Consider the following 17,348-nt stretch of genomic DNA (forward strand, 5'->3'; position numbering starts at 1 on the left):
TCTCCTGCGCCAATATTACATTATTGTTACATTTTGATTACACATACATTTCAAAATATATGATAGAAGCCTGAGTATTTTATAGTAATTCCCTCTCTATTAACTAGGTCAACCAGTTGAGTGTCACACCCTATCCTAAGCCAAGGACTATTGCCACCATTTCCTAGCCGCTAGGACGCTCCAAATCACCTATTCTAAGTCCATCCATAGCTTGGTCAGTAAGATACAGACTGCAAGGCGACGCTGACGTGGTTTGAAGAGATTTTCATTGAGTATAATTTTAACTTCTTATTTTTCATTCCTATTCCTTAAATAAAAAGCTCACTAAAAAAGTGAGCAACATTTCCAATGAGATACTTCTGTTGACGAGCGCGTCTCTCTGCCCCCTCATTGCCTTGCGAAGAGGCTTGGCGAATCGAAAGGAGGTGTTTTTTCCTGTTTTCAATTCTACTTATTTTTGCACATTTTTTTAATTTTATCAAACAAAAAAAACGCAAGCCGAAGCCTGCGAAAAGTTTTTTTATAACCATTTAATTTCTTTCACATCTGTTTTACGAACTTTAGCATATTTCTTAGCGCTTGTAAAATGTAGAGTAACCGGTTTAAACACTCCACTTTTATCTCTTCGTAAACCTAAAATTGCGGATCTTTTGTTTCTATCTTCAAAAAATATGACGCCCAACTTCATAGTGTTTTTAGATAAATCTTTGGCTAGGATACAACAACTTGTTATCTTAGAATAGAAGATATCACCGATAAAACTATACAAAGATATCCTTTCTATAACATCGTTGTACATGGGATTATTTTTATATTCTTCCAAAATAAAAACACCAGCTTGAATAGCAGGTATTGTTTGACTAGCATAATCTCGTGTGATTTTGTGCAAGCCAAATAAGTGATGTAAATCAGTCAAGCAAAAATCTACTTCGAAAGTCTCTAAATGCTTATAATTCGTTGATACTTGACATGTTTTTCCATCGAATTTCTCTTGATAATCTAAAATACAATCAAGTAATTTCAACGACAAACTCCATATTTTCTCAAAATAAAAAAAGCACGGGGCAGTTCTCACTACTGCCCAAAGTGGATGATTAGAGTCGGCTTCTCTAACTCCCTATGTTGTGCTTATTAGGCTTATCGCAAGGGAACAGTTTTTAGCTCTGCCAAGCCACATAGCGTGCTTACTACTATGTGTCCATGTCTCCATGGATTGCCGAGCGGTTTAACGACGTTTTGGGAGTCGGGATAACGAGAAAAGTGATACTTTTACGTTTTTTCCAACTTAATTATGACATCTTTCTTTAAAAAAGTCAATATTTATCGCTTTCTTTAACGAAAAAAATCCCACAAGAACGAATCCTGTGGGGAGATACACATTTTAGAAAAGCTTTTAGAAAAGCTTTCCTTTATTCTACTATTTTTCTTGTATTTTATCATTCAGTATGATAAAATACAAGTTTTTTGATAAAATAACCAAAAACTACTCGCTATCCCCTCTCACATCACCCTACATATCGTTTGATATGCGACTGATAGTTCATAGAAACTTCAAGGAGAACTTTTCTCTCATTCACTATGCAGGACTTACGATTACATTTCTACTCCTATAGGCTCAATTTGACACTTTTCTTCTTCGAAGTGCTCATATGCCTACTGAATAGTGAGTTCGATTTATCCAAATTTATTTTTGTCTATTTTGATGAACACTTCCACGAAGATAGTCTGAAAAAGAAGCCGCCCCAATTTTCCTTCTCTTTTTAAGCATATTATTCCAGATATGATTGCCCTCTTGTTCAGTAATAAATTGCGCTTTAAACGCTTCAACCAGTATATCTCCTGTTGTCATATGTTCTAAAGAAAATTCTTCTACATATGGTTTAACATCTCTTAGGTTATTACTTCCTAATATCCCATTATGCTTTTTCGCTAAGGAAATAGAAGCCGCTTCTCCCTTACCAATGACCTTGTTACTATCATGATTTCTTGTTAAATCTCTATATAATGCGTATTCCTCAGTTCCAATGTCTATGCTCACAATCTCAGCTGAACCCTTAGCTACCAACTGGTCTATCCTAGATTTTAAATGGGGAATTGTAGGTATATTGATTTCATCATACACCTCTTGTGGAATAACAATTTTACCCGAATAGAGCTTTTCTAAAAGATGTTCAGTGCCAACCCATAAAAATGCTGAAATACAATCTGTATCAATAAATACACGACTAGTCAAACGACAACTCCCCCTCTTCATCTAGTCCATATACAATATCATATCTGAAAGCATCTAGTAGCAGTTCCTCATACTTCCCTTGCGAAATTCTGTTATTTTCTAAAAGTTGTTCAGTCGATTTAATATAGTGTCCTAATACCATTTCCTTTTTACTTTCTGACAAAGGACGATATAAACTTGTATCATAGCCTAATCTTGAAGCTGTCTCTATAACACTAATATCCATATTTTTAATTTCTTCTGCATCAAGGTATCCATCATTCCTCAATCTATATAACATAGCTTTATGACTGATACCATAAAACTGACCCAATTTTATAATATCTTCTACTTCAAGATGAGTTCTATTGGCATTTTCTCTGATTTCCTCAACCATCCTATACAGTGAAGATGGGGAAATTAAAAAATATGAAGCAAACTGATCCGCTTTTCTTTCAGTTTCATCTCCTTCACCAATCAAGATAAGACTGACTGAACTCTTCTTCACCTCATCATAATAAAGATGATACAGTTCATGTGCTAAAGAAAATCTTTGCCTTCCTAATGACATGTCTGAATTGATTACAATGAGGCTGGACTGAGTTCCTTTATAACAGACTCCGCTAATATTCTTTCCGAGTCCATAAAATACCAGCGTCAAATTTTCTATCTTTTGTACCAATTTAAAAATATCTATCGGCGCTTCACCATCAGCTCCCAACTTTTTTCTAAGATTTGAAGCTTTATTACTTAAATCCATTTTATCAATCATTTATTTTGTCTCCAATAGCTGATCTATCTCAAATTGATTCAATACAATTTTATTGATTTTCGCTAAAACTTTAAGATCTTGGTCTACTATTTTATTTTTTCTAAACGATATGACACACTGTTGTTCAGCTTGTTCGCCAAACAAAAGATAGTCAACCGTACAGCAAAACAGGGCAGATAGTTTCTCAATAACATCCGACGTGATATTCCTTTCACCTTTTTCCATTTTGGCAATCATGCTTTGATTCAAAGACAAATATTCAGCAATCTTATCTTGAGTAAGATTTGAAGATATTCTAAGTTCTTTTATTCTTTTTCCAACATCACATACATTTATCATATTCATACACCTCTCATAAAAAGAATAGCACACCCTTGTCATAAAGTCAATTTTTTAAATAAAAAAATTATGACAAAACAAGGAAGCAATTTATTGATACTGCTTAAAAATCCAAAATTGATGATAGTAAACCTATTTGATGAGTTCCTATCAAAAATCGTATCTTCAACCTCAAAACAGTACTTAAAGCTATCCGACTCGGTTTACATTGTCAAATTTATACTCAATGAAAATCAAAGAGCAAACTAGGAAACTAGCCGCAGGCTGCTAAAAACACTGTTTTGAGGTTGTAGATAAGACTGACGAAGTCAGCTCAAAACACTGTTTTGAGGTTGCAGATGGAAGCTGACCTGGTTGATGAGATTTTCAAAGAGTATTAGACTTTATTTGAGAATAACTTTATAGTTTGATTTTTATTTAATATAGTAGCAAAAATTGAAGGAAATATCTCCACAAGAAAACGCATACTATTAAGCTTTTTCAAGACCTAATAATATGCGCTGTTCTGATTTGAAAGACATTCCATTATTATTTTACTGTTATCAAGCCTTCAGGCTCGACTGTAAATTCTGGTTTTTCTGCTATCGTACCATCTTCTTTAAGGTAATACCAGCCATCATTTGATTTGACAAAGGCATTGGAAACCATATCCCCATTTTGACTATCAAGATAGTACCAAGTCTCCTTGTATTTGATCCAGCCTGTTTTCATGGCGCCCTCTGTGTCAAAATAATACCACTTCTCAGCGATTTTCTTCCAGCCTGTCGCCATTTCGCCTGACTGGTCAAACCAGTACCAGTTGCCGTCTGTGTGCTTCTTCCAGCGGTCTGCAAGCATATATCCTGAACCGTCAAAGTAATACCAGGTACCATTGACTTTCTCAAACTTATCTTTTGGATAAGAACCATCTGAGTGTACATACCAGGTGCCAGTATCATTCTGTTGCCATCCTGCTTCAATCGTCAAGCCGTTTTCAATATCCTGCTTAAACTGCTCACGGCTAATACCCCATTTGGCAAGATAAGGATAAGGGTCAATGTGATCTGAGTTGTTGTCAGGTTGGTTATTGGTACAATATTCGTGTGTCTTGATACCTGCCAAGTCGTCTGTATCAAGTGTTTTCGGTATACCAGCTTCATCCGCTAGATTGCGCAAGAGTTCGATATAGAGACGATAGTCAATCAGAAACTCTTCTTTTGATTCATGGCTTTCAATCAGTTCAACTTGTGCATAACCTTCTGCATTCCAACCGCCCCCAACGTCCCAGGCACCATTATCAACAGGTCCTACCTGCATAACACGACCATTACCGACTACGTGAGAAAAGAAGCCCAATTCAGGATCTTTTCTGTAATGGTAGTCAGCCTCATTTTGCACCGTTGAGTTACGGTTGCCTGTGGAATGGGCATGGACTTGCCTATATGGTTGCACGCCGACTTGAGGCAAATCTGTTCTTAATTTACTCACATCAATTTCCATATTCTACTCCTTATCAATTAAAACAACTTATTTTTTACAATCCAGAGCTAGAAACTCCTTTATTTATACCTCATAAAGAATACAATCCTAGTCACGATTAGGCTTGTAGATAGAACTTCAAAACGCACTATTTTGACACTGTAAATAGGACTGATAAGGTCTGCATTCTATCTACAATAACACCCCAGACTAAAAAGCTTTTCAAAAGTATATTTTTACAGTCTCTATATGTCCTTTTAATAAATACATTATATCATATAAAAGAAGTCAAAAGTATATTAAACTATTTTCAAGACCAAACTAAAAGAGGAGAACACAAGTTTTTTCGATTTTCACTAGAGAAAAGAGATTTTATTCAGCAAATCGAGCTATGATGACACTTTTGTTACCAAGATAGCCTTGCCTTCTTTTATCAAGGGGTGACGGAATAATGAGAAGTACAGTTGAACTGTCATGGCAACCCAGATAAGGGGTTCACAAAGAATAACTCCCTTATAGCCTGCCCAAGGGATAATCAAGACCACAAAAGCGATTTTCCCGATTAGTTCGATAAAACTAGAAACTAGAGGAAGGACTTTTTGCCCCAAGCCCTGCAAACAATTGCGATAAATCAACAAGAGACTCAAAATAGGATAAAAAGCTGAGCTGATTTGCAGATAGAGACTGCCATTTTCTACCAAGTAGCTATCCGTCGAACTAGCCAAGAAGGAAACCAAGGCAGGACTGGCAAAAAATAGGAAGACACAAACAAAAACTGCCCAGGACATACTTAAACGACTGCCGATTCGAAGACCTTGAACAATGCGGTCTGGTCGCTTAGCTCCAAGATTTTGCGAAGCAAAGGTCGTCATCGAGGCAGACATAGCGGTCATAGGAAGAAGGGCAAAGGCCATAATGCGTCGAGCTGCCGTCTGGGCACTAATAATCACTGCACCAAAAGTATTGACAGAAGACTGTAAAATCACACTGCCGATGGAAACAATTGAACTCATCAAGCCCATAGCCAAACCTTGCTCCAAGAGATCTGCGTATAAGGCCTTGTCCCATTTGAAATGCTTGAGTTGAGGCAAAAGTTCTGGCACACTCTTACGGATATAATAAAAGCAAAGAACCGCTGATAAGCCTTGCGAAATAATGGTAGCTAGTCCCGCGGATTGAACTCCAAGATGCAATTGCGTAATAAAATAGAGATCCAGAACCACATTGACCAAGGCAGAGAAAATCAGAAAACCAAGCGCAGCCAGACTGTCTCCAATAGACCGCAACAAGCCTGCAAAGAGGTTATAAGCAAAACTGACACCTACACAGGTCACAATCATAGAAATATATTGATAGGACTGGGGAAGAATTTCTGCAGGAGTATCTAGGTATTGCAAGAGTGGATACAGACCGACAAATCCCAGCAGCATAACTACAATACTCAAAAGAGCACCTAAAATCCAGGTGGCTGCTACTGCTTCCTTGATTTTTGTAAAATTCCGAGCTCCATAATAGCGGGCAATGACAATTCCCATGCCATTGCCAACACCAAGAGTAAAACCTACAATCAGGTCAAAAATCGCTGTCGTCGCTCCTACTGCAGCCAAGGATTCTTGACCCAGAAATCGCCCAACAATCAAGACATCAGCAGTATTATAGAGCTGTTGAAAAATATTTGATAGCAAGATTGGGAAGGCGAAGCTTAAGAGCGAGGGAAGAATCGGACCATGTATCAGGTCCACTGTTCGTTTTTTATTCATAAGGCTATTATATCAGCTTTCTAGCAGAGCGACAAGAAACAGCAAACTATGCGCGAGCTGAAAACTAGAAAAAGACCACAAAAAAGCAGTGAATTTTCTCCACTACTTTAACAGCTTATTCTTCAATTTCGATTTCAAGTTCATCGCCTAGGTCAAGTGTGACTTCTTCATTCACAGAATCTGCTTGAACTGCTTCTTCTTTTTTAGCTTCAACACCTTCTACAGAAGCTTCTTCTCCATCAATCAAGCCAAATTTAGAACGGACTTGCTTATCAATTTCATCAAAGATTTCTGTGTGCTCTGCCAAGTATTTCTTAGCATTCTCAGAACCTTGCCCGATTTTTTCATCCTTGTAAGAATACCAAGCCCCTGCTTTTTTGATAATATCCAAATCGCTTGCAATCTTCAAAAGCTCACCAGTCTTAGAAATTCCTTCTCCGTACATAATTTCAACTACGGCTTCCTTAAATGGTGGAGCTACCTTGTTTTTTACAACCTTAATCTTAGTTTCTTTACCGACATTGGTTTCTTTTTGGTCACCAGTTCCCTTAATTTGTGTATTACCACGAACATCCAAGCGGACTGATGCGTAGAATTTCAGAGCACGTCCACCAGGAGTTGTTTCTGGATTCCCAAACATCACTCCAACTTTTTCACGCAATTGGTTGATAAAGATGGCAATAGTTTTGGTTTTATTGATAGAAGCACCAAGTTTACGCATAGCCTGGCTCATCATACGAGCTTGCAAACCAACGTGGCTATCTCCAATATCTCCATCAATTTCCGCACGAGGTACAAGGGCAGCAACTGAGTCGACCACGACAAGGTCAACAGCACCTGAATCAATCAATTTTCCTGCAATCTCAAGACCTTGCTCTCCTGAGTCTGGTTGAGACAAGAGCAATTCGTCAATGTTGACTCCAAGAGCCGCAGCATAAGCTGGATCAAGGGCATGTTCCGCATCAATAAAGGCAGCAATCCCACCTTCTTTTTGCGCTTGCGCAACTGCATGAAGAGCAACCGTTGTCTTACCAGATGACTCTGGTCCGTAGATTTCGATGATACGTCCCTTAGGATAACCACCTGAACCAAGGGCAATGTCAAGAGCCAAGGAACCGGAACTCATCACTTGCACCTTTTGCTCGGCACGTTCACCCAAACGCATGATTGATCCTTTACCAAAGTCTTTCTCAATCAATTTAAGAGCGTCATTCAAGGCCTTTTCACGTTCTGCCCCGAATTTTTTTGAAATTTCTTCTAATTTTTTTGGTTTTTTCGCCATTCTATTCTCCTACATTCTAATGGTCCTCAGACCTATTTACTATTATATCAAAAGTTAGTCACTTAATAAAGCCTTGCGAACTAGGTTAAAGGCATGCATAACCGCAATGTGACGTACATCTGCTCGACTTCTGCCTCCAATATTCACCTTGATAACCTCAGTTCCTTGCTCTTGCGCCAAGCCTATAAAGACTGTCCCAGCTGGGTGTCCTTCCAGGCTATCTGGTCCTGCTACTCCAGTCAAACTAAGGCCAAAATCAGATTGAGTCTTGCTTCGTGCCTGCTCAGCCATCTTCTGAGCTGTAAATTCAGACACTACACCCTGCTTTTCCAAATCCTTAACAGGAATATCCAACATTTTTGATTTTTCTTCCAAGCTATAGGTCACAAAACCACCCTTAAATATGCTTGAAGCTCCTGAAAAATCAGCCACAGTAGCTTGGAAAAACCCTGCCGTCAAACTCTCTGCTGCCGTGATGGTTTTCCCTTGTTTTTTCAGTTCCTCTACCATAATGCTGGCTAAACTAGTCTCTTCCCCATAACCATAGCAAAGGTCTCTTAAAGAAAGTTCTTCAAAGGTCTGGCGATCCAAGATTTGATTTTCCAAAACATCCAACGCTTGATTCGCTTCTTCTTGACTGCTAGCCTTTGTTGACAGACGCAAGGTTACCTCTCCTGTCTTTGCATAAGGTGCCAAGGTCGGATCGGTTTGATTATCAATTAAATCAGCCAAAATCGTCACCAGCTGGCTCTCGCCAATCCCAAAGAAACGAAGAACGCGGGAATACAGCTTGCTCCCTGTCATCAACTTGGGTAGAAGGTGGTTTAAGACCATGGGTTTCAATTCACTTGGCGGACCTGGAAGGACAACGTAGGTCACTCCATCGACTTCCAATATTCCTCCCACAGCCAGTCCTGTTTCGTTTGGCAGTGGAGTCGCTCCTTCTACAATTTGAGCTTGTCTTTCGTTATTCGGTGTTCGGGCATAGTCTGGTCTCTGGGCAAAAAAGACATCCAACTTCTCCTGAGCCTGAGGATCGAAGACTAATTCTTTCCCTAAGAATTTAGCCAGAGTTTGTTTGGTCAAATCGTCCTCAGTTGGTCCCAAACCACCTGTCAAAATCACCAGACTGCTACGTTGACTGGCAATCTCAAGCAAAGACAAGAGACGAGCTTCATTGTCTCCTACAGCCGTCTGAAAATATACGTCTACCCCAATCTCTGCTAGTTTTTCCGATAAAAACTGAGCATTGGTATTGACAATCTGTCCTGTCAAAATCTCTGTTCCAACAGCAATGATTTCTGCTTTCATGTTTCCTCCTACCTATCTATTCGTATTTTTTTGAAAAAATCGCAGGAATTTTCCCACGATTGATTTTTTATTTGTATCAAAAGTTAATTATCTTCATCACCAACAGGGGCTCGTCCAAATAAATCTTCAAATAAGACCGCATTGGTTTCAAGCTGAGTGACTTCTTCTTGTCCCAAAGAACGTCGGAGTAGATTTTGCATTTCCAACATATGGGCTCTCGAAACAATCTGGTAAGAAACACCTTGAAGCATCTCTCCTTCACCCTGCAACTGCTGAGTTTCAATAGTTTTAAATGAATCTTTATAGCCTAGCAAGTTAGGGATACTTTTTGCAGACAAATCAATATTGGTCTGCATATTGTCACTCAAAGCTTTTAGAATCTCTTGATAATGACCAACGCTATTTAAACTGAGAGCTTTTTCCATGACTTTTTGAATAACTTCACGTTGACGTTTTTGACGACCATAATCTCCCTCAGGATCTTGGTAACGCATTCGTGCATAGACTAGGGCTTCTTCTCCCCCAATATGTTGCTCCCCAACACCGATAGAAATAGTATTAAATTCTTCTTGGTCACTGATAGAAATTGGGAAACCTAGGGTATTATTGACTGTAATACCACCTACTGCATCCACTAGTTTTTGCAACCCTTTCATATTGACCATCACATAGCGATCAATATGGATATTCATCATTTTTTGAATGGTTTCTATAGCAAGCTCTGCTCCACCATCTGCATATGCTGAATTCAGTTTCGCTTCATGAGCCTGACCATTCCCTGATTCAATGCGGGTCAGAATATCCCGCTCTAAACTCATCATCGTTGTTTTTTTTGTTTTAGGATTCACTGTCATCAAGATCATGCTATCACTTCTACCGACCCAAGTTTCAGTTCGTTCAGCATTTCCGGTGTCCACTCCCATTAACAGAATGGTTAGAGGTTCAGTCGCTTCAATAACCTTGGTTTCTTCGCCGATTTTTTTATAGGTTTTAGCTAAGGTTTCTGTCCCTTGTTGATAAATAGTATAAGCAAAAATACCTGCTCCTACTACAGTTACAGAAAGTAAAGCCAGCACCATTCCAATAATTTTTTTAACCATATTTCTACTAATCGATCAGTTTACCCATCAAGTAAACATCGATAAATTTCCCTTCTTCTATATATGCCCCACGCTCTTGGCGACCTTCAATTATAAAGCCATGCTTTTGATAAAGATGGACTGCTGCTTGATTACGAGTTTGGACAGTCAGTTGGAGACGACGCAGAATGCCACTTGCTTGTGCCCACTCTATCGCTTCTTCTAGCAACAAACTTCCCAATCCATTATTCCAATATTTCTTACCAATCACAATGAAAAGGTCTCCAATATGACGGACTCTCTTACGCTGATCAGCTGTAATATTTACAATACCAGCAATTTTATCATTTAAGAATGCAAGTAAGGTTATCTGATTGTCCGAACTAGCTTGCTTGTTGAGGAATATTTCCATCTCCTCACTGGTCAAGAGAATACCATCTCTGTCTAGGCTGGTAAAATCTGTCTCCAAACTTACACGATTTAAAAAGGCCACTAATTCAGCTGCATCTTTAGGCTCTGCTTCCCTAATGAGCAATTCATACTCCATATTGAAGCTCCTCTAACAATTTCTCAGCACGCAAACCCTTTGCCTGAAAATTTAAACGACGTCCATCTGCTTCTTTTAGAATTTCCAATTCTAAATAAGTATCTGGCAAGGCATCTCCTAAGAGATTTCCCCACTCAATAACAGTCACGCCTCCACCAAAGAGAAATTCATCCAAGTCGATAGAATCCGCATCTCCTTCAATTCGATAAACATCTAGGTGATAAAGTGGCAGTCTGCCTTCATACTCTCTTACGATAGTATAGGTTGGACTTTTAATCATTTGAGAAATCTGTAAACCTTTAGCAAGTCCCTTAGTAAAGGTCGTTTTACCTGCACCCAGCTCTCCAGTTAAGATTAAAACATCATTCTTTGCTAATAGATGACCCAAACGCTCCCCTAAGGCTTGCAACTCTTCTTCATTTTTTGTGTACATACTCTTATTATACCAAAAACTTTTCTTTTGTGTCTATTTTCCTGCTAAACTTACCATCATAACATCCATAAAAACAAGCTTTCTCTAAAAGAAAATGAGCGTAGCAATGACCAATACAAGATCTCGGAAAATATGACCATAAAAGGAAACTTCCTTCTTGACCGAATTTGGGACAAGATAGGCTGCAAAAAACAAACCCAATCCAATATAAATCAGAAGAGAGACAATGGTCATTGGATTTCTTAAGAAAAGAAGTGTTGCTAAAATAGTCACCAACACTGTCTTTTTTCTGTCTAGCATAGCAAGAAAATCGCGCATGTATTTTTTCAAGGGTAAAAAAATCAGCAAATCTAGTCCAAATAGGAAAAAGAAGGATGGCAATAAAAAGTCAACTAATTCTTGCTGCAACGTATTTTTGATGAACAAGTTGTCTGACAAAACAAGGACAGCTCCTAACAAATTAATTAAGAGCAGGATACTGTAAAAAAGCTTCACCGACTTCTTACTGGCTAGGACACTATGGACTTCTTGCTTACGGGTATAAAGATAATTTACTCCAGCACAGATTCCTGAAACGAAGACCATACTTCCGATGAAAAAAGCTGTACTTTGTTTAAAGGACAAGATGCATTCCTTCCATAGGAAACAGCTACTCAAACTAATTTGAATTAAAGCTAACAAAAATAAGATTCTCATTGATTTCATCTTTTCTCTCCCTTCCTACCAATCATTATACTAGGAGAAAAGAGAGAACTGTTTCCAATCTTTTCAAATGTCTCTTTTAGACGCTAAACAAACACCAGAGACTAATACTCAATGAAAATCAAAGAGCAAACTAGGAAGCTAGCCACAGGTTGCTCAAAACACTGTTTTGAGGTTGCAGGTAGAGCTGACGTGGTTTGAAGAGATTTTGGAAGAATATAAACTTGAAATAAGGCTGATAGTATTCATTTCACTATCAGCCTTACAGGTTATTTAACGTTTCAGAAAAACTATAATGTCAAGATTAACTAAACAGTACCTAATTCCTTCAAATAATTTTCTATCTTCATCAACATTAAAGGATTGTTATAAATCTTACATAACTCTCTTGCTTCTATATAATAATTTTTGACTTGTTCTTTGTCTAGAAATTTGGCTCCAGCATTTCCTACAAGAATAAGTAGAGGAGCCAGTTGGTAGCTTGTCTGTCTTTGTTTACAGAGTTCAATCGTCTCAAGAGCTTCTTGGATGGCTTCATTATATTTTTCCTTTGATACTAGGTAGCGAGCGTAGTTGTAACGAACTCTGATGTAGCCAAATAAAAACTCTTGATGCTCAAAATTTTTTGTCTGATATAACTCCATTAAATGAGAGTAGTTTGCCTCATATTCTTGTTCACGACCCACTAAGGAATAGAAATTAGATAGAGTATTCAATGCCTTTAAATAACTCAGAGTATTTGAGGAGACTTTTAATAATATATTTTCCAATGAAGAAATTGCCTCACACTTACTGTCATATTGATAGAAGTCAATAATAGCTTTAATCCATTCAAGGTAAGTTCGGTCTTCTAGTGTTAGAAAAGTACTTCGTTCAATCTCTATTCTATAAATATATTCCAAATTTTCATAATTTCTATCATCTAATAGGCGAGCAGATAATTGCTTGAAATTAGAGAGGTTAGATTTAATTTCAATTTGTTCATTAAAAAAATAATCTAATGGTACTTCGAGTCGTTGTGAGAGTTTGAACAAAAGGTCTGCGGAGGGAATGAAATGCCCTCTCTCAATTTTACTAATCTGGCTTTGTTCACAAATTCCTTCTGCAAGAGTTTGTTGGGAGAGTCTCAACTCTTTTCTTTTCAATCTGAATTTCTCTGCGAGTGTATTCATTAAAGATAATAAACCTTCCTATTTGCTTAATTTCATTATAAAATTTTTAGTTCAAAATAGCAAGTTAAAGGAATAAATAATTCCTCATGGTAATAATGAGAAAAAAAAGTTCAAAACATAATAAAAACAATTGACTAAATAAAATATATCTGTTAGAATAAAAACAAGGAAACAGAAAGGGGTTTCATTTCATGAGAAAAAAACGTGGAATTAAAAAAATAGTTATATTTGTATTACTAAGTGTTCTTGCATTTGGTAATACAATTCCCTATCAACAGTTTGTTCAGAAGAATAGACAATTGGAAGTTCGAGTACAATCACAAAAAAAATCGAATGGACTTGATGTTGGAAAGGCTGATTAAAGAATAATGGAATAGAATTAGTCTCTAGTATATTCGCTTTTATTATTCATTAAAAATGGTAGGGGTAAGTTTGAAAAAATAAAAGTTAGTTGATTGATTACTTCTCTAAATTTTGGGCACACTAAAAAGAGGTCTTGATACCCAACCTTTAAAATTCAAGCACCTTGAATCCGTGCTGTTGTGCAAAACGAACAGCATCTTGGACAGACATTGTCTGATCTGAATTTCTTATTTCTGTAAGACCTTGTAATCTTGGATTATAACTCTCCTGTTTTAGGAGTACATGGTAGATGGCAACCAATAATCTGCGACAAATAGCGATGATAGTTTTAACATACTTGGGGTGAGCCAAGCAAATGTTGCAGGATTTTTCAAGGATATTGAAGACAGGAATCCAATATTTACCGGCGGATCCCATACAGACATCAAAGCAAGAATAGTATTCTAACCAATCTCGTAGCTGTACTAAACCATTTGTAAAAGTTGAGAAACGTTTACGATGGTAGGTTGTGATTCCTTGCTTATCGGTGATGGCAATAACCGCTACAACAAAGGTTTTATGCACATCAATGCCACAACAATTAGGATAAATGATTTTTAACACGAGGGGTCTCCCTTCACCAAATTTGAGTCTGCCTATCCCTTGACTATTCTTTCCCTTCACAAACGAGTCGCTTATTCAATTATAAGTTTACGTGCTCCTAGTCACAGTTCTTGTGCTTGATGGAAAGAATGACACCTATAAAAATGCGAGGTAGTGGCTATACCACTCACTTATTCACCTCCCCGTGATTTGTAGTAGTGATAGGCTTTCTCACTATTATTATAAAACAAAATAAAGAGCACAATACTTTTTCATTCTGTGTTGTGCCTTGAGTGAAACGAAAGGAATGAATTATAAAAATGAAGAAAACATTTTATCGCAAATTCGGTATTTAAATTATTGCTAGTATTTTATTGGCTAGTCAGCTATCTACAGTATCTGCTTTGACTGTTATTTCTAATACAGGTGAAGAATATGAGGTAAGTGAAACTTTACAAGAGAGTCCAGGAAGTAATAATTTTTCCCTTCCAGATATTTCACCGACTTACGGTCAATTTTTTACAAGTCAGCCGGAAGCAATTATTGGGAGTAATGACTTAGTTTCTATTGAGAATACTTTACAATATCCTTATTCTACATCAGTCTATGTAGAGTCTGTATTTCATGGTGTAGAAAATGGTAAAAACAAAACTTATAGGGGGAGTGCTAATTTTATAAAGGACAATATTCTTATTACTGCAGCTCATAATATCTATAAACATGAGTTTGGAAAAGATGCTGAAGAATTATATGTTACTCCTGCTGCCACACCCAATAACGCTCCATTTGGTACAGTAAAAGTAAAGAAATATTACTATCTAAAAAATTATGTGTCAGACAATCCAAGTACGCATTCAAAGAATGATTTAGCGTTATTAGTTTTAGAAGAGCCTATTGGGACTAAAACAGGGACACTTGGTCTCTCATCTTTATCTACAAATCTTTCTGGTTTGAATGTAACTGTTACAGGTTATTCAGCGCTCTCTGAAGCTGTACAGATGTATACAGATACTAGAAACGTAATACGTGATACAGGTGATTTCTTATATTATGATGTAGATACATATGGTGGCGCTAGTGGTGGTGCTGTCTATGATGCTTCACATCGTGTCGTAGGTGTACACATAGGAAATGAATCAAGAGGATCAGATATTGTTAATTTGGCAGTAAAATTAAATGAACAAAACCTATCCTTTATTTATTCCATCCTTGAGGGACATTCTATTGATGGTTGGAAATTGATTAGTGGTACGTGGTATTACTATAAGAATAGTACGAAACAAACAGGTTGGCAAAGTATAAATGGCAAATGGTATTATCTTGAAACCTCTGGTTCAATGTCCACAGGTTGGAAATATGTACGAGGAAGATGGTATTATTTAGATAAGACCAATGGTGATATGAAGACTGGTTGGTATAAAGATGGTTCAACGTGGTACTATCTAGATCCTACTAATGGAGATATGAAGACAGGTTGGATAAAAGTAGGAGGAAACTGGTATTATCTCAATTCCTCTGGAGCAATGGTTACAGGTAGCCAAACTATCGATGGTAAAGTTTATAATTTCGCTTCATCTGGTGAGTGGATTTAATATTGGAGGTATATATAAATGAAACTTTTCAAAAAAACTATGCAAGTTGGACTAACAGCAATTTTCTTTGGTTTGCTAGCTACCAATACAGTATTTGCAGATGATTCTGAAGGTTGGCAATTTGTCCAAGAAAATGGTAGAACCTACTACAAGAAGGGTGACATCAAAGAAACGGACTGGCGAGTGATTGATGGCAAGACCTATTATTTTGATTATAATGGTGAAATGGTTGTTGGTTGGCAATACATTCCAATGCCAGTTAAAGGATATACAATTGGTCCTTACCCTAATGGCATAAGATTAGAAGGTTCCCCAATGCCAGAATGGTACTACTTTGACAAAAATGGAGTGCTACAAGAGTTTGTTGGTTGGAAAGCATTAGAGGTTAAAACTAAAGACAGTGTTGGAAGAAAGTATGGGGAAAAACGTACAAAACCGGAAGATAAAGAAGAGAAGAGTTTTTACACGAACTATTACTTTAATCAAAATCATTCTTTAGAGACAGGTTGGCTTTATGACCAGTCTAATTGGTATTATCTAGCTAAAACGGAAATTAATGGAGAAAACTATATTGGTGGTGAAAGACGTGCAGGTTGGATAAATGATGGTTCAGCTTGGTACTATCTAGATTCAGAAACTGGTATCATGCAAACTGGTTGGAAGGAACTTGGCAATAAGTGGTACTACCTCCGTTCATCAGGAGTGATGGCGACTAGCTGGTATCAAGATGGTTCAACGTGGTATTATCTAGATGCTCAAAACGGTGATATGAAGACTGGTTGGGCTAATGTTGGTAATAAATGGTACTATCTTCGTTCATCAGGTGCAATGTCCACAGGTTGGGTGAAAGATGGTTCAATATGGTACTATCTAAATTCAAGTAATGGAGATATGAAAACAGGCTGGTTCCAAGTCAATGGTAAATGGTACTATGCGTATGGTTCAGGTGCTCTAGCTGTTAATACCACAGTAGATGGTTACTACGTAAACTATAATGGTGAGTGGGTTAAGTAACGAATGCTAATCGTAACTGTAGTTGATACTTAACTTAGTAAAAAGGGCTTTTTTCTACCATTTGTCAACTCTATCAATTTTTAAGAATTAAATGAGTCAAGACAGTAGCTATTCAGTATGTTTATCTACTGTAGTAGGTTGAAGAAAAGCTAAGAATGAGAAAGGACGAAGTTAGTCCTTTCTTTTTTATGTGACTATACTTTCTATTCAAATAAGCTTTTAACCAATTGATTGATCCAATCCACTCTTAAAACCAAAGAGCAATTTCTCGCTTAGCTGACTCTTCTGAATCTGATCCATGTACAACATTTTGAATAGCTTGGTTTTCACTAGCAGCTTTTGCAAAATCACCTCGAATCGTTCCTGGTAAAGCTTCTTCTGGACGAGTTGCCCCCATCATAGTTCGCCAAGTTTCAATTACTTTGGGACCAGAAATGATACCTACAAGAACCGGTCCTGAAGTCATAAATTCACGAATCGGTGGGTAAAAACTTTGACCAACCAAGTCCTGATAGTGCTGGTCAATCAACTCTTCTGAAACCTTTGTACGCAACTCCAATTTTTAGATTGTAAATCCACGTTGTTCGATGCGTTTCAACACTTCACCAACTAGCCCTCTTTTTACACCGTCTGGTTTGATGATAAAAAATGTTTGTTCCATACCTGTCTCCTTTGTCAGCTTCTTTCTTTTATACTCTTCGAAAATCTCTTCAAACTACGTCAACTCTAT

The 17,348-nt window shown here is 37.4% G+C and carries 16 protein-coding genes and 3 pseudogenes; 3 read left to right on the top strand and 16 right to left on the bottom strand.

Features of this window, described 5'->3' with window-relative positions:
- Positions 1–308: 308 nt before the first annotated feature.
- The 14 genes and pseudogenes from OC529_RS01625 to OC529_RS01690 form a co-directional block, all read right to left on the bottom strand.
- A complete protein-coding gene (locus tag OC529_RS01625; protein WP_050971447.1) occupies positions 309–530 on the bottom strand; it encodes a hypothetical protein in 222 nt (73 codons plus the stop codon).
- Positions 521–1,024, bottom strand: a complete 504-nt coding sequence (locus OC529_RS01630) for a PBECR4 domain-containing protein (protein WP_220041593.1) — start codon at positions 1,022–1,024, stop codon at positions 521–523. The genes OC529_RS01625 and OC529_RS01630 overlap by 10 nt, the downstream gene beginning before the upstream one ends.
- 786 nt (positions 1,025–1,810) lie before the next feature.
- Positions 1,811–2,233 (bottom strand): annotated as a pseudogene (locus OC529_RS01635) (hypothetical protein); the annotation flags it as partial.
- Positions 2,226–2,972, bottom strand: coding sequence for an ImmA/IrrE family metallo-endopeptidase (locus tag OC529_RS01640; RefSeq protein WP_306291438.1), 747 nt, complete (start codon positions 2,970–2,972; stop codon positions 2,226–2,228). The pseudogene OC529_RS01635 and the gene OC529_RS01640, both read right to left, overlap by 8 nt.
- Before the next feature lie 12 nt (positions 2,973–2,984).
- Positions 2,985–3,329, bottom strand: a complete 345-nt coding sequence (locus tag OC529_RS01645) for a helix-turn-helix domain-containing protein (protein WP_050086717.1) — start codon at positions 3,327–3,329, stop codon at positions 2,985–2,987.
- 522 nt (positions 3,330–3,851) lie between these two features.
- Positions 3,852–4,802: an N-acetylmuramoyl-L-alanine amidase gene (locus OC529_RS01650; protein ID WP_173250135.1), complete on the bottom strand. Its 951-nt coding sequence runs from the start codon at positions 4,800–4,802 to the stop codon at positions 3,852–3,854.
- Positions 4,803–5,170: 368 nt separating this feature from the next.
- Positions 5,171–6,541: an MATE family efflux transporter gene (locus tag OC529_RS01655; protein ID WP_262081335.1), complete on the bottom strand. Its 1,371-nt coding sequence runs from the start codon at positions 6,539–6,541 to the stop codon at positions 5,171–5,173.
- Positions 6,542–6,656: 115 nt separating this feature from the next.
- Positions 6,657–7,823 (bottom strand): recombinase RecA, encoded by a 1,167-nt coding sequence (gene recA, locus OC529_RS01660; protein ID WP_262081336.1) that lies wholly within the window; start codon positions 7,821–7,823, stop codon positions 6,657–6,659.
- Positions 7,824–7,877: 54 nt separating this feature from the next.
- Positions 7,878–9,134, bottom strand: a complete 1,257-nt coding sequence (locus tag OC529_RS01665; RefSeq protein ID WP_262081337.1) for a competence/damage-inducible protein A — start codon at positions 9,132–9,134, stop codon at positions 7,878–7,880.
- Positions 9,135–9,217: 83 nt separating this feature from the next.
- Positions 9,218–10,234, bottom strand: coding sequence for a biofilm formation/cell division transcriptional regulator BrpA (gene brpA / locus OC529_RS01670; RefSeq protein ID WP_000239274.1), 1,017 nt, complete (start codon positions 10,232–10,234; stop codon positions 9,218–9,220).
- 7 nt (positions 10,235–10,241) lie between these two features.
- Positions 10,242–10,760, bottom strand: coding sequence for a GNAT family N-acetyltransferase (locus OC529_RS01675; RefSeq protein WP_262081338.1), 519 nt, complete (start codon positions 10,758–10,760; stop codon positions 10,242–10,244).
- Positions 10,750–11,193, bottom strand: coding sequence for a tRNA (adenosine(37)-N6)-threonylcarbamoyltransferase complex ATPase subunit type 1 TsaE (gene tsaE, locus OC529_RS01680; RefSeq protein WP_262081339.1), 444 nt, complete (start codon positions 11,191–11,193; stop codon positions 10,750–10,752). Before tsaE ends, OC529_RS01675 begins: the two co-directional genes overlap by 11 nt.
- Before the next feature lie 84 nt (positions 11,194–11,277).
- Positions 11,278–11,898 (bottom strand): hypothetical protein, encoded by a 621-nt coding sequence (locus OC529_RS01685; protein WP_023940371.1) that lies wholly within the window; start codon positions 11,896–11,898, stop codon positions 11,278–11,280.
- 305 nt (positions 11,899–12,203) lie between these two features.
- Positions 12,204–13,067, bottom strand: coding sequence for a helix-turn-helix domain-containing protein (locus OC529_RS01690; RefSeq protein ID WP_262081340.1), 864 nt, complete (start codon positions 13,065–13,067; stop codon positions 12,204–12,206).
- 191 nt (positions 13,068–13,258) lie between these two features.
- Here OC529_RS01690 and OC529_RS01695 point away from each other — a divergent pair, with 191 nt between their 5' ends.
- Complete coding sequence (locus OC529_RS01695) at positions 13,259–13,429, top strand: PhrA family quorum-sensing system peptide (protein WP_001227860.1); 171 nt, start codon at positions 13,259–13,261, stop codon at positions 13,427–13,429.
- Between the two features lie 322 nt (positions 13,430–13,751).
- On the opposite strand, the pseudogene OC529_RS11820 reads toward OC529_RS01695, so the two are convergent.
- Positions 13,752–14,033 (bottom strand): annotated as a pseudogene (locus tag OC529_RS11820) (transposase); the annotation flags it as partial.
- A 383-nt stretch (positions 14,034–14,416) separates the two neighbouring features.
- Between OC529_RS11820 and OC529_RS01705 the strand changes: the two are divergent.
- Complete coding sequence (locus tag OC529_RS01705; RefSeq protein ID WP_410095856.1) at positions 14,417–15,604, top strand: trypsin-like peptidase domain-containing protein; 1,188 nt, start codon at positions 14,417–14,419, stop codon at positions 15,602–15,604.
- A gap of 18 nt (positions 15,605–15,622) precedes the next feature.
- Entirely contained in the window at positions 15,623–16,618 is a 996-nt protein-coding gene (cbpJ, locus tag OC529_RS01710) for a choline-binding protein CbpJ (protein ID WP_261012993.1), read from the top strand.
- 247 nt (positions 16,619–16,865) lie between these two features.
- Here the strand turns inward: cbpJ and ndk are convergent.
- Positions 16,866–17,279 (bottom strand): annotated as a pseudogene (ndk, locus tag OC529_RS01715) (nucleoside-diphosphate kinase).
- Between the last annotated feature and the right edge of the window lie 69 nt (positions 17,280–17,348).

It is taken from the genome of Streptococcus sp. Marseille-Q5855 (assembly GCF_946901985.1).
Lineage (GTDB): Bacteria > Bacillota > Bacilli > Lactobacillales > Streptococcaceae > Streptococcus.